Origin of the sequence: Sphaerisporangium dianthi (genome assembly GCF_042654065.1) — a bacterium.
Classification (GTDB): domain Bacteria; phylum Actinomycetota; class Actinomycetes; order Streptosporangiales; family Streptosporangiaceae; genus Sphaerisporangium; species Sphaerisporangium dianthi.
In genome coordinates, this window is sequence record NZ_JBHSFP010000032.1 from 32,982 (window position 1) to 45,675 (window position 12,694).

General features: G+C 71.9%; 12 protein-coding genes. 6 read left to right on the forward strand and 6 right to left on the reverse strand.

Features of this window, described 5'->3' with window-relative positions; all coding sequences use genetic code 11:
* Positions 1-54: 54 nt before the first annotated feature.
* Positions 55-597: a hypothetical protein gene (locus ACFO60_RS32495; protein WP_380848217.1), complete on the reverse strand. Its 543-nt coding sequence runs from the start codon at positions 595-597 to the stop codon at positions 55-57.
* Between the two features lie 137 nt (positions 598-734).
* On the opposite strand from ACFO60_RS32495, the gene ACFO60_RS32500 reads away from it, so the two are divergent.
* A complete protein-coding gene (locus ACFO60_RS32500) occupies positions 735-1,307 on the forward strand; it encodes a TetR/AcrR family transcriptional regulator (RefSeq protein WP_380848220.1) in 573 nt (190 codons plus the stop codon).
* A 228-nt stretch (positions 1,308-1,535) separates the two neighbouring features.
* Here ACFO60_RS32500 and ACFO60_RS32505 read toward each other — a convergent pair whose 3' ends face one another.
* Positions 1,536-4,412 (reverse strand): RNA polymerase sigma factor, encoded by a 2,877-nt coding sequence (locus ACFO60_RS32505; protein ID WP_380848223.1) that lies wholly within the window; start codon positions 4,410-4,412, stop codon positions 1,536-1,538.
* A gap of 380 nt (positions 4,413-4,792) precedes the next feature.
* Between ACFO60_RS32505 and ACFO60_RS32510 the strand changes: the two genes are divergently transcribed.
* Genes ACFO60_RS32510 through ACFO60_RS32525 form a run of 4 tightly spaced genes read left to right on the forward strand, consistent with a single transcriptional unit; the run spans position 4,793 to position 8,302 of the window.
* Positions 4,793-6,013: an ABC transporter ATP-binding protein gene (locus tag ACFO60_RS32510; RefSeq protein WP_380848226.1), complete on the forward strand. Its 1,221-nt coding sequence runs from the start codon at positions 4,793-4,795 to the stop codon at positions 6,011-6,013.
* Complete coding sequence (locus ACFO60_RS32515) at positions 6,006-6,671, forward strand: ABC transporter permease (RefSeq protein ID WP_380848229.1); 666 nt, start codon at positions 6,006-6,008, stop codon at positions 6,669-6,671. The genes ACFO60_RS32510 and ACFO60_RS32515 overlap by 8 nt, the downstream gene beginning before the upstream one ends.
* Positions 6,668-7,339, forward strand: coding sequence for an ABC transporter permease (locus ACFO60_RS32520; protein WP_380848232.1), 672 nt, complete (start codon positions 6,668-6,670; stop codon positions 7,337-7,339). Before ACFO60_RS32515 ends, ACFO60_RS32520 begins: the two co-directional genes overlap by 4 nt.
* Before the next feature lie 39 nt (positions 7,340-7,378).
* Entirely contained in the window at positions 7,379-8,302 is a 924-nt protein-coding gene (locus tag ACFO60_RS32525) for an ABC transporter substrate-binding protein (protein WP_380848235.1), read from the forward strand.
* Between the two features lie 164 nt (positions 8,303-8,466).
* Here the strand turns inward: ACFO60_RS32525 and ACFO60_RS32530 are convergent, their stop codons facing one another.
* Positions 8,467-9,474, reverse strand: a complete 1,008-nt coding sequence (locus ACFO60_RS32530; protein WP_417765088.1) for a zinc-binding alcohol dehydrogenase family protein — start codon at positions 9,472-9,474, stop codon at positions 8,467-8,469.
* Between the two features lie 78 nt (positions 9,475-9,552).
* Here ACFO60_RS32530 and ACFO60_RS32535 point away from each other — a divergent pair, with 78 nt between their 5' ends.
* Positions 9,553-10,032, forward strand: a complete 480-nt coding sequence (locus tag ACFO60_RS32535; RefSeq protein WP_380848238.1) for a flavin reductase family protein — start codon at positions 9,553-9,555, stop codon at positions 10,030-10,032.
* Here the strand turns inward: ACFO60_RS32535 and ACFO60_RS32540 are convergent.
* The 3 genes from ACFO60_RS32540 to ACFO60_RS32550 form a co-directional block, all read right to left on the reverse strand.
* Positions 9,974-11,476, reverse strand: a complete 1,503-nt coding sequence (locus tag ACFO60_RS32540) for an MFS transporter (RefSeq protein WP_380848241.1) — start codon at positions 11,474-11,476, stop codon at positions 9,974-9,976. The genes ACFO60_RS32535 and ACFO60_RS32540 overlap by 59 nt on opposite strands.
* A gap of 75 nt (positions 11,477-11,551) precedes the next feature.
* Positions 11,552-12,040: a MarR family winged helix-turn-helix transcriptional regulator gene (locus ACFO60_RS32545; RefSeq protein WP_380848244.1), complete on the reverse strand. Its 489-nt coding sequence runs from the start codon at positions 12,038-12,040 to the stop codon at positions 11,552-11,554.
* Positions 12,041-12,159: 119 nt separating this feature from the next.
* Complete coding sequence (locus ACFO60_RS32550; RefSeq protein WP_380848247.1) at positions 12,160-12,633, reverse strand: MarR family winged helix-turn-helix transcriptional regulator; 474 nt, start codon at positions 12,631-12,633, stop codon at positions 12,160-12,162.
* Positions 12,634-12,694: the final 61 nt, after the last annotated feature.

A 12,694-nucleotide genomic window follows, 5' to 3' on the forward strand; every position in this document is an offset into this window, starting at 1 on the left:
GCCCACCACTCTCTGAGGACACCGTGGCCGGCGGTTCCGGCCGAGGGCCGGGGTTCAGGTGTTCTTCGCGGCGCGGTGCAGACGCAGGGCGGAGATGAGGAAGAAGACGCCGCCGACGGTCGCGTACCCGGCGAGGTTCGTCAGCGACGCGGTCGGCGTGCCGGCCTGGAGGATGAACGCCGTCCCGGCGATCGCGGAGATCGCCCCGCTGAGGATCATCGCCCATTGGCCGCCGAGCCCGCGGCGGCTGACGGCCACGATGAGCTGCACGATTCCGGCGGTGATCGCCCAGGCGCCCCAGACGCGCAGCACCGCGGGCACGCCCGAGGTGGCCGTGGCGGCCAGGCCGATGGCGGCGAGCAGGCTGAGGGCCAGGTTGACGTACAGGGCCGCGGCGGGGCGCGCGGCCTTCGAGGAGCGCAGATCGACGATGGCCGCGGCGACGTCGAACAGCGGGTAGATCACGAGCAGTGTCACGCCCACCGGCCCAGGGGCCGCCGGCCCGGTCAGGAACAGCAGGACCGCCCAGATGAGGGCGAAGCCGAATCGCACCAGGTAGAGGTTCCGCAACGCCACGGCGGTGCGACTGGTCTTCATATAGGTGACGGTGGTCAATGTCTGTCTCTTTCCCGTAGCGAGTAGGTAGAATGACTAGTCACTCTACCGCGCTGACAGTAGCTCGGGGTGACGTCCGGCGCAAGGGGAGAAGAGGAGAAACGCGTATGATCTCGAGCATGAACAGCCCCATGCGCGAGCGCCTCCTTGAGGCGGCGACCGAGCTGTTCTACGCGCACGGGCTCCGCGCGGTGAGCGTCGACAAGGTCATCGACCTCGCCGGCACGACGAAGGTGACGTTCTACCGGCACTTCAAGAGCAAGGACGAGCTCGTCGTCGCCTACCTCGAACGCCGCGCCACGTTAGAGCGGGACGGCATCGGTGCGGCGATCAAGCAGGGCGACGGCGATGTCGATGCCACCCTGCGGGTGATCTCCGAGGCGATCGGGATCATCGCCTGCGCGCCCGGCTTCCGCGGCTGTCCCTTCATCAACGCCGCCGCCGAATACCCTGACCAGGACAGCCCGATCCGCAAGGCGGTAGACGCGCATCGCCGCTGGAACAAGACGACGTTCGAACAGCTCATCGCCCCGCTCGGTATCACGAATGCGGGAGCGGTCGCCGACGACCTGATGCTGATCCGCGACGGCGCCATGGTCGCCGGGTACCTCGACCGGCCGACGGCCGTCGCCGCCTCGTTCCTCCGCAGTAGCCAGGCCGTCATCGGCACCGGCGCCTCGACCCGCATGTGAGCCGCCGCCTTCGGCCGCGTCGCGCGACGCGGCGAGATCGTGCGCGCTGTCCGGTGGCACGGCCGGCCGCGGCGCCGGCGGACCATCCCGGGCGGCCGCTCGGCTCGTTGACGGTGACGATCTGGCCGGCACCCGCCGGTCGGTACGCTCGGGGCAGGCCGTCGCCGGTCCTGCCCTTCGCCGGCCCGGAGGCCGGGAGTGATCGTCAGGGAGCGATGGGCGCCCAGGTCAGGGGGTGACGATCGTGGGGACGGCGAAGAACACGATCATGGCGATCACGACGCACACGAGGAGCCCGACCACCTCCCAGAGCCAGTCGTAGTGGTGCTCGCCGATCCTGATCGGCTTCGGCCGGTCGTGCCGCCGAGGCCGCGCCTTCTCGGACGCCGCCGCCACAGTGCCGGCGCCCGCCTCCGCCACGGCATCGGTGCCCGCCTCCACCGTGGACCCGGTGTCGGACCCGGCGGACGAGGATCGTGGATCGGCGGAGCCGTCGTCGGCACCCGCGGACGTGGTTCCGGGCCCTGCGCCTGTGGATCCGGGCGTCGCGGCCGTGCTTCCCGCACCCGCGGCGGCGCTCTCGGTGTCCGTGGAGGCGGTTCCGGCGTCCCAGGACGAGGTTCCGGTGCTCGAAGACGAGGTGGTGGCGCCCGTGGGCGTGCTTCCGGTGCCTGCGAGGAAGGGTGCGGGCGTGCTTCGGGTGCCTGTGAGGGAGGGGGCGGTGCTCGGGGGCGTGGCGCTGTAGGCGGTCGCCGCCGGCCTGGATACGCTCGGCGCTTCCGCCTCTGAAGGTGAGGCTGGTGAAGGGGAGGCTTCGGGCGCCGTTCGCCTCCCGAACGCCGGCCACTTCCCGAACGCCGGCCACCTCCTGGACGCCGGTCGCTTCTCGCTCGACGCGGCTCCGGCGGCCGCCGCGGCTTCCGCGTCCGGCGTGGAGCCGGCGTCGGACGTGGATTCCGTGGCCGATTTCGAGCCGGGCTCGGATGCGATCTCAGGGGCCGGCGCGGTCCGCGCAGAGGAGGAAGCGGTAACGGAGATCGCCGGCATCTCCACCGTCGAGGGGCCGTCGCCGGCCGTCGTGGCGTCGGTGACCGATGGGTTCACCCACGCGGGCGGGTAGGCCCGCGGGGCGGGCTCCGCGAACGCCGATGGCTCCGCGAAGGCCGATGGCTCCGCGAAGGCCGATGGCGTGTCGCCGCCCGCCGCCTTAGAGCCGGGGACGGCCTTCTGGCCCCCCGCGGCGGTATAGGGCGGCGTGGCGGCGGACGGCCTGGCAGGCTGCCCGGCGGACGGCCGCTGCGCGGGCGCCGCACCGGACATGGGCGGCGGCGCGCCGAACGTGGGCGGCGGCGCGCCGAAGCCGGCGGACGGCTCGGTGAACGCCGGCGGTGTGCCGGCTCTGGGGGGCGAGGTGAATGCCGAGGGTGCGCCGGTTCCGGAGGGCGGGGGCGGGGTGAATGCCGAGGGTGCGCCGGTTCCGGAGGGCGGGGGCGGGGTGAATGCCGAGGGTGCGCCGGTCGGGTGAAGCAGGGGCGTCGAGGGCGTGACGGGCGCGGGCGACGCCGGGCCGTTCGTGCGCTTGAGCGCGCCGCGCGCCGCCGCGATCAGCCTCGACAGGACTGAGCCCCGCTGCTCGTGCCCGGCCGCGCCGTGCCCGGTCTCCGCCGGGCGCGCGGGCCCCTGGGCCGCCGAGAGGGTGTCCGTGCCGTGCGGGCCGGACGGGTGGCCGTGCGTGCCAGGTGGGCCGAACCAGTGGATGGGCGTGCCGTGCGGGTCGGCCGGTGTGCCCGGCGAGTCGAAGGGGTCGCCGGCTGTGCCGAACCGGGCGAAGGGGTCGCCGGGTGTGCCGTGTTGCGCGAACGGGTCGCTGGGTGTGCCGTGCTGGGCGAACGGGTCGGTGGATGTGCCGTGCTGGGCGAAGGGGTCGGCGGGCGGGCCGGGCGGGCCGGAGGGAGGGGCAGGTGGGCCGGGCGGGCCGGGGGGAGGGGCAGGTGGGCCGTGAAGATCGGCGTCCTTGCGGGCCGCGGGCCGCGGGCGCGCGGGATCGGACTCGGCGGGCCGTCCCGCGGCGACGGGCGGCGGCGTGCCCACGCTGAAGGTGCGCTGGAGGGTGGGCCACTGCCCGGTCGCCAGGGCGTCCTTGAACGGCGACCCCTTCTCTCGGGGGGAGCCGCTTGTCTTCTCGCGAGGGGTGCCGGTCGCCTTGCCGCGAGGCGAGCCGGCGGGCTTCTCATGAGGGGTGCCGGCCGGCTTCTGGTCAGAGGTGCCGGTTGCTTTCCGGGCAGGGGTGGAGCGCGCCGTGCCGCGGACCTTCGGCATGGGCTCGGTGGTGGCCTCGTGCTTGGACCGGCGCCTCGGCTTCGGCGGCGACACCTCTGTGGCGGGGAAGACCCCGGTGTTGGTGAACGGGTTCGGCTCGGCGAGCGGCAGCGGCCAGCGCGGGGTGGTGGGCCACCGCTTGTCCTCAGGCAGGACGGGGGCCTTGCCGGTGCTCGTGCTCGTCTCTTCGGGCACCGCGTTGAGGATGCGGGTGCGCAGGGACACCGGAGGCTTGCGCCAGGGCAGCCGGCCGAGGGACTCTTCGGCCGGTGCGACGGCGAGCACGTCGTACTCGGCGACGATCCTGGGGCTCGGCGCCGTCACCCGGGCGGAGGAGACGGCCGCGGCGAGGGACCGCGCATAGCGGTGCCGGGCGCTGATCATGAGCTGCTCGGCCGTGTCGGCCGCCACGTCGAGGACCCACGCCATCTCCACCGTGTCGAGCCCGCAGACCGCCGACAGCAGCAGGACCTCGCGCTGGTGCGGGCGTACCTCGCGCATCACCCGCTCGACGACGGCGGTGACCGGGTCGGCGGCGGGATTGACCGAGGGGAAGGAGTAGGCGACGTCGCGCCGGTAGATCTCGCGGCGGGCGAGCGCGTACAGGGCGGCGCGCGGAGGCTCGAGGGCCGGGACGCCGGTGAGAACGGCCACCAGTGCGTTGGCGGCGGAGGCGGTGTCACCGAGCTGGTCGTGGCAGTACGCGAACAGCGCGGCGGCGTGACGGTCGTAGAGCTCGGCGACCAGCTCGCCTCGAGGGCGGCGATCGATGAGCGATTGAGTCACAGCCGGATCCTCTGGAATTCTCGAGCGGGGTCGGGGGGTTGGGTGTGACGGAAGAGGTTAGAGGGAGCTCGTAGTCAATCATGCCAAGGTCGTGCCGGAGGCCGCACTAATCGATGCCACTTTGATAGATATCGCGAAAGTACCAGGAAGAAGGCCGAGCACACTGAGCGTTCGTCCTTTTCTGAAATGCCGACAAGGTGGCATCAGGCGGGTCATGGGACAGATTGTCGGAGATCCCCATAGGGTGGGTCGGGAAAGATCAAGTGGACCTGCGGTCGGACCGTCACCTACCGTGGGGGCTGCCGAGCGGGTGGTAGCCGTACGCAGCCGACTCGACGTTTCCGGGCCACGGGGCCCGGCCGAGAAGCACGAGGTCGTGCGTGATCACTTTTGAAGGCGTCACCAAGCGCTACGGCGATGGAACGGTGGCCGTCGACAATCTCAGTCTCCAGGTGCCCACCGGGGCCATAACCGTCTTCGTCGGGCCGTCCGGATGCGGCAAGACGACATCGTTGCGGATGATCAATCGAATGATCGACGCCACGTCGGGCCGCATCCTGCTCGACGATCAGGACGTCCGCCATATCGACCCGCCGACCTTGCGCCGGGGCATCGGATACGTCATCCAGCAGGCGGGCCTGTTCCCGCATCGCAAGATCGTGGACAATGTCGCGACCGTGCCGTACCTCCTCGGGTGGGACAAGAAGAAGGCGCGCGCCCGTGCGATGGAGTTGCTGGAGCGCGTGGGCCTCGACACCAAACTCGCCGGACGCTATCCGTTCCAGCTCTCCGGTGGGCAGCAGCAGCGCGTCGGCGTGGCCAGGGCCCTCGCGGCCGACCCGCCCGTGCTGCTGATGGACGAGCCGTTCAGCGCCGTGGACCCGGTCGTGCGCACGAGCCTTCAGGACGAGCTGCTGCGGCTCCAGTCCGACCTGCACAAGACGATCGTGTTCGTCACGCACGACATCGACGAGGCGATCAAGCTGGGCGACACGGTCGCGGTGCTGCGGGTCGGCGGGCACCTCGCGCAGATCGCCGCCCCCTCGACCCTGCTCGCCGAGCCCGCGGACGAGTTCGTCGAGGGGTTCCTCGGCAGAGACCGCGGCATCCGGCGGCTGTCGTTCGTCCCGGCCGAGGGGGTGGCGACGCGGCGCGAGCGGGACGTCCCCGGGTGGACGGTGGTGCTCGACGCCGACGACCGCCCCCTGGGCTGGCGCGCGAACGGCTCGTCGCCGGCCTCCGGCACGAGCGGCTCGGCACCGGCCTCCGGCACGAGCGGCTCGGCACCGGCCTCCGGCACGAGCGGCTCGTCGCCGGCCTCCGGCACGACCGACTCCGAGCCGGCCTCTGGCACGAGCGACTCCGGGCCGGTCTCCGGCGCGGGCGACTCGACGCGGGCGGCGTCGGTCCGGGACGGGTTGCTGCCGTTCGGCACGTTCGACCGCCGCACGGACTCCCTGCGCACCGCGCTGGACGCCGCGCTGCTCGCGCCGTCCGGCTGCGCGATCGCGGTGGACGGCGAGGGGCGCTTCGAGGGCATAGTCACCCGGGAGGCCCTGGACGAGGCGCTCGCCCGCGCCAGGGCGGTGTCCCATGGGTGAGGGCGAGCCGCTGATCCGCTGGGCGTGGATCGGCCGCAACTGGCCGAACATCCAGCAGTTGCTCGTGGACCACGTCGTCATGGCGCTCGTCCCGGTGCTGCTCGGGCTGCTCGTCGCCCTGCCGCTCGGCCTGGCGAGCGCGCGCTGGCGGGTGCTCTACCAGCCGACGGTGACCCTGATGAACGTCGTCTACTCCCTGCCGTCGCTCGCGGTGTTCATCGTGCTGATCCCGCTGACCGGCCTGGCCGAGCGCGCCACGGTGATCATCCCGCTCACCTTCTACTCGCTGGCGGTGCTGATCCCCGCCGTGGTGGACGGCCTGGCGGCGGTCCCCGACCACGTGCGCCAGTCCGCGGTCGCCATGGGGTTCGGGCCGATGCGGCGGCTGCTCCAGGTGGACCTGCCGATCGCGGTGCCCGTGGTGCTGGCCGGCCTGCGGGTGGCGATGGTGTCCAGCATCAGCCTGGTCAGCGTCGGCGCTCTGATCGGCCGCGGTGGGCTCGGTTACCTGTTCATCGACGGCTGGCAGCGCCAGTTCTCCACGCCGATCATCGTGGGCATCGTGCTCGTCGTGGTGCTGGCCGTGCTCGCCGACGGCCTGCTCGTGCTCGCGCAGCGCCTGCTCACCCCGTGGGCCCGCGCCAGGAGGACCGCGTGAACTGGCTGATCGACTTCTTCGGCGACCCGGCGAACTGGTCGGGCTCCGGCGGCATCCCGGTCCGGCTGCTCGAGCACGTCGAGTTCTCGGTGGTGGCGCTGCTGCTGTCGACGCTCATCGCCGTCCCGCTCGGCCTGCTGATCGGCCACACCGGGCGGGGCGCCGTGCTCGTCGTCGTCACCGCCAACGCCGCCCGCGCGCTGCCCACCCTCGGCCTCGTGGTGCTGATCGTCCTGCTCGTCGGGGTGGGCACGACCTGGCCGGTGCTGATCCCGCTGGTCGCGCTCGCGATCCCGCCCATCCTGGTGAACACCTACGAGGGCATCCGCGGCGTGGAGGACGACCTGCGCGACGCGGCGTACGGCATGGGCCTGCGCGGCGGCCAGGTGCTGATGAAGGTGCTGGTCCCGGTGGCGATGCCCCTGATCCTGCTCGGCCTGCGCGTCGCGGCGATCCAGGTGGTCGCGACGGCGACCGTCGCCGCGTACGTCGGCCTCGGCGGGCTCGGCCGCTACATCATCGACGGGCTGGCGACCAAGGACTTCCCCAGCACGATCGGGGGAGCGGTGCTCGTGGCCCTGCTCGCCCTCGTCGTGCAGATCTTTTTCTCGTTGCTGCAGCGGGTGGTGGTCTCACCGGGGGTGAGCCGCCGCACGGGGCTGCGGTAACCTGTACAACCCCCCAAATTGGAAGGGAATAAAGCACCAATGAGGCGAATCATTGCCACCGCGGCGGTCACGCTGACCGCGGTGCTGTCTTTGGGCGCGTGCGGCGGAGGGGACCCGCTCAGCGGCGACACCGGCGCCAGCACGGCCCCCAGCACGTCCGGCTCCGCCGCCGGCGGCGCCAAGGTCGTCGTCGGCTCGGCCAACTTCCCGGAGAACGTCCTTCTCGCCTCGATCTACTCCCAGGCGCTTGCGGCCAAGGGTGTCCAGGTGGAGGAGAAGTTCAACATCGGCAGCCGCGAGGTCATCTACGACCAGGTCAAGAACGGCGCGCTGACCGTCCTGCCCGAGTACAACGGGGGTCTGCTCAGCTTCATCGACCCCAAGAGCACCGCTGCGAGCAAGGACGACGTCAACACCGAGCTGAAGTCCAAGCTCGCCCCCGAGGTGGAGATCCTCGACTCCTCCGCGGCCGAGGACAACGACTCGCTGTCGGTCACCAAGGAGACCGCCACCAAGTACAGCCTGACGACGATCGAGGACCTGGCCAAGGTCGCCAAGGACTTCACGGTCGGCGGCCCGCCGGAGTTCAAGAAGCGCCGTGAGGCCCAGTTCAAGGACGTCTACGGCCTGACGTTCAAGGAGTGGAAGCCGACGGGCGACACCACCGCGGACGCCATCAAGAGCGGCGCCGTCCAGGTGGGCAACGTCTTCACGACCGACCCGAAGATCCTGATCAACGGCCTGGTGCCGCTGCAGGACCCGAAGAGCGTCTTCAGCGCCCAGAACGTCACCCCGCTGGTCAACAAGGCCGGCGCGGACGAGACCGTGCGCACGACGCTGAACGCGATCTCCGCCAAGCTCGACACCGCGGGGCTGGTCGAGATGATGAAGCGCGTGGCCGTCGACAAGGACGACCCGCCCGTCGTCGCCAAGGACTGGCTCACCAAGAACGGCCTTGCCTGACCGGCGCGGCCCCACTCTCGAAAGGTCCTCCCGGAACCTCCGCGGAGGACCTTTCGCATGAGCGCCGCCGGGACGCCCGCACGAGCATCCGGCGCCTTCGCGCACGAGCACCGGGAGCTCTTTCACGCGGGCGCCGCGGAGGCCCGCCGCCCCGGCAGCGGCGGTCAGAACCCGGCCACGACCACCTTGCCGATCATGCGGCCGCTCTCCACCATCTCGTGGGCGCGGCGCAGCGTCGCCGCGTTGATCGGGCCGAGCTCGGTGGTGAGGGTCGTGCGGAGGATGCCGGCGTCCACCAGCTCGGCGACCTTCTCCAGCAGGTCGTGCTGGGCGATCATGTCGTCGGTCTCGTACAGCGGCCGGGTGAACATCAGCTCCCAGTGGAAGGCGATGCTCTTGGGCTTCAGCGGCAGCAGCTCCAGCCCTTCGGGCTCGTCGATGGCCGTGATGTGCCCGCCCGGCCGCAGGAGCTCGGCGTACGCCTCGATCTGGCCGTCGGTCTTGGGGGAGAGCACGTAGTCGACCCCCTGCGGCGCCACGGCGCGGACACTGGCGACCAGGTCGTGGTGGTCGGCGATGCGGTGGGCGCCGAGGCCGCGGACCCACTCTTGCGACTCGGGCCGTGACGCCGTCCCGATGACGGTGAGATCGGTCAGCGCGCGGGCCAGCTGCACGACCATGGACCCCACGCCGCCGGCCGCGCCGAGCACGAGCAGGGTCCCGGTGCTGCCCGCGTCCAACCGGAAGCGGTCGAACAGCGTCTCCCAGGCGGTGATGGTGGTCAGCGGCAGCGCGGCCGCCTCGGCGAAGCCGAGCGTCCGGGGCTTGTGGCCGACGATGCGCTCGTCGACGGCGTGGTAGCGCGAGTTGGAGCCGGGACGGGTGATCGAACCGGCGTAGTAGACCTCGTCGCCCACCTCGAACAGCGTGACCTCGGACCCGACGGCGGTCACGACGCCCGCCGCATCCCAGCCGAGCACCTTCGGCGTGCCTCCGGGATCGTCGCCCTTGCGTACCTTGGTGTCCACCGGGTTGACCGACACCGCCTCGACGCGCACGAGCAGGTCACGCGGGCCTGGCGTGGGGACGGGCAGCTCGACGTCCTCCAGGCTGGCGGGGTCGGACACGGGAAGGGACTTGCGGTAGGCCACCGCGCTCATCGTCTCTGTCATATCTCGACCGTACGCAACGGGCCGTGGTCACCTCCCTCCGCCTCCGCCCGCCGCGGGTGGGTGGTAGGAGTTGGGGCCATGAACGAGTTCGTGGAGGCGATGAGGCAGCTGGCCGCGGGGGTCGTGGTGGTCACCGTGCGGGACGAGCGGGACGACATCGGGACGACCGTGACCACGTTCACCTCCCTTTCCGCCGATCCCCCCATGGTGTCGCTGAGCCTGGCCTCCGCCGGGTACCTCTGCGAGGTGCTGCTGCGGCAGGACCGCTGGGCGGTGACCCTGCTGTCCGGCGATCAGGCCGTGATGGCCAGCCGGTTCGCCACGCCCGGGCGTCCCAGCGCGCGCCTGCTCCTGGCCGGGACGCCGCACCATCGGGGCCGCCACAGCGGGGCGTTCGTCATTGACGGCGGAGTGGCCGCGCTGGAGGCCGAGACCGCCCGGGTCATCCCGGGCGGCGATCACACGCTCTTCCTGGCCCAGGTGCTCGACGTCGACTACGTCACCCCTGCTCTGCCGCCTCTTGTGCGGATGCGCGGGCGCTACCGCGCGGTGACCTGACGTCGCGGCGGAGCACGAGCAGCGCGACGATGAAGGCCGCGGTCAGCAGGCCTGCGCCGACGGTGAAGGCCAGGTGGTATCCGCCGGTCAGCGCCGCGGCCCGGTCCTCGCCTCGCACGGCCAGGCCCTCGGTGCGGGAGGCCGCCAGCGTCGCCAGCAGGGCGACGCCCAGCGCCATGCCGATCTGCTGGGTGGTGTTGAACAGCCCGGAGGCCAGTCCGGCGTCCTCCTCGCCGGCGTCCGACATGCCGAGGGCGGTCAGCGCCGGGATGGCCAGCCCGAAGCCGGCGGCGAGCAGCATCGCCGGGAGCAGGTCGGTGACGTAGTTCGCGTGCACGGGGACCCGGGCCAGCAGGGCCAGCACCCCGATCAGCAGGGCGAGGCCCACCAGCAGGACGTCACGCTCGCCGAAGCGGGCGTACAACCGTGACGAGACGCCGAGCGACACCACGCCGATCGCGATCGACGCCGGCAGCATCGCCAGGCCGGTTCCCGCCGCGCCGTATCCGAGAACCTTCTGCAGGTAGAGCGCGGTGAGGATCTGGAAGGAGAAGAGCGCGGCGACCATCAGCATCTGGACGATGTTGGCCCCGGCGACGGTGCGCGACCGGAGGACGCGCAGCGGCATGAGCGGGGTCCTCGCGGTGGCCTGACGGGCGAAGAAGCCGGCGAGCAGCGCGATGGCGAGGACCCCGAGGCCGATCGTGGAGGCCGATGCCCACCCTCGCGCCTCGGCCTGGACGACGGTGTAGATGGCCAGCATGAGCCCGGAGGTCACCAGGAGGGCGCCGAGGACGTCGGCTCCTGCGGCCAGGCCGAGGCCGCGGTCGCGCGGCAGCACCGGGACGGCGACCGCGAGCGCGACGAGGCCGACGGGCAGGTTGACGAAGAAGATCCAGTGCCAGGTCAGGGCGTCGGTGAGCAGGCCGCCGAGCACCGCGCCGGCGGACGCTCCGGCGGCGCCGGTGAAGCTGAACACGGCGATCGCCTTGGCGCGCTCGGCGGGCTCGGTGAACAGCGTCACGAGGATGCCCAGGCCGACCGCCGCGGCCATGGCGCTGCCGGCGCCCTGCAGGAAGCGGGCGACGATCAGCGTGGCCGGGTCGGCGGCCACGCCCGCGAGCACCGATGCGGCCGTGAACACCGCGGTGCCGGCCAGGAAGACCCGCTTGCGGCCGACCAGGTCGCCGAGCCGTCCGGCCAGCAGCAGCAGGCTGCCGAACGCGATCAGGTAGGAGTTGACGACCCAGCTCAGGCCGGCGGGGGAGAAGCCGAGGTCGGTCTGGATGGCGGGCATGGCCACGGTCACGATGCTGCCGTCGAGGATGGTCATCAGCGTCGCCGTGGCGATCACGCCGAGGGCGATCCACCGGGAGCGGGGTCCTTGAGGGGACGCCTGCGGCGATGGGCGCCGGCCGGCGTGGGAGGGGGAGGTGGCGGGCATCAGTGCACTCCTGTCGGATGAGGCGACAGGAAAGACCGTAGCAGATAGTTTTGTTATAGACGATCCTTGTCGGATCTAACTCGCGCGCTGGCGTGCCCTCCGGACCGGCTGCGGGTTCTCGGCGGGGATGGCCAGCTCGCCGGTGACCAGGCGGTCCATGAGCCGCAGGAAGACGTCGCGCTCGTCCTTGGACAGACCCGCGAGCGCGGTCTCGTGGACGCGGTCGACGATCTGCTGGCTGCGCGCGGCGACCCGCGCGCCCTCGTCGGTGACCGCGATGATGCGGGCCCGCCGGTCCTTGCCGGACGGGCGGCGTTCGGCGAGACCGGCCTTCTCCAGCGCGTCCACGGTCACCACCATCGTGGTCTTGTCCATGTCGCCGATCTCCGCCAGCTCGATCTGTGTGCGCTCTTCTTCGAGCGCGTGCACCAGCACGCAGTGCATGCGGGCCGTGAGGCCGATCTCGGCGAGCGCCGCCGCCATGCGCGTCCGCAGCACGTGGCTGGTGTGGTCCAGGAGGAACGACAGGTCCGGTGCGGTGCGTGCGGGCGCCATGGCGGTCATTCCTCCAGCATAACTATTGGTCCCGTGGTGGATTATCCCGAAGCGGACCCGTCGCGGGAGGCCGGCCCTCGATGCGGGCCGCCGTCCCACGCCTCGTCCGGAGCGTGGGACGGGGCGCGTCAGTCGAAGCCGCCGAACCAGCCGGGGACGTCGAGACGGAAGATGTCGGCCGGGGTCACCGCCCGCAGGTCGGACTCCAGGGCGAGCAGGCGGTCCTCGCCGAGTGCCTGCGCCCAGCGCGCCCGGATGTCGTCGAAGATGCGGGCCGACCGCACGAGGCTGTCCACGCCGCGGTCGGTGAGCCGCACGACCTTGCGCCGGGCGTCGTGCGGGTCGGAGCCGCGCTCGACGTAGCCGACGCGCTCGAGCGTGTCGACCGTCTTGCCCGCGGCCTGCTTGGAGACCCCGAGCCGGCGGCCCAGCTCGGCGGCCGTCGTGCCGCGCGTGCCGATGGCCTGCATGACGAACCCGTGCAGCGGGCGCACGTCGGGATGCCCCTGGCGGGCCAGCTCGGCGTGGACCTCGTCGATGATGGTGCGGAACCCGAGGAACAGCCGGAGAGGCAGCTCGTAACCCGGCGGGCTGGTGGACACGATGGACGACCTCGCTCAGTGGCAGACAACCCGGTTGACTATCGTAGCGGTGCCCGCCACC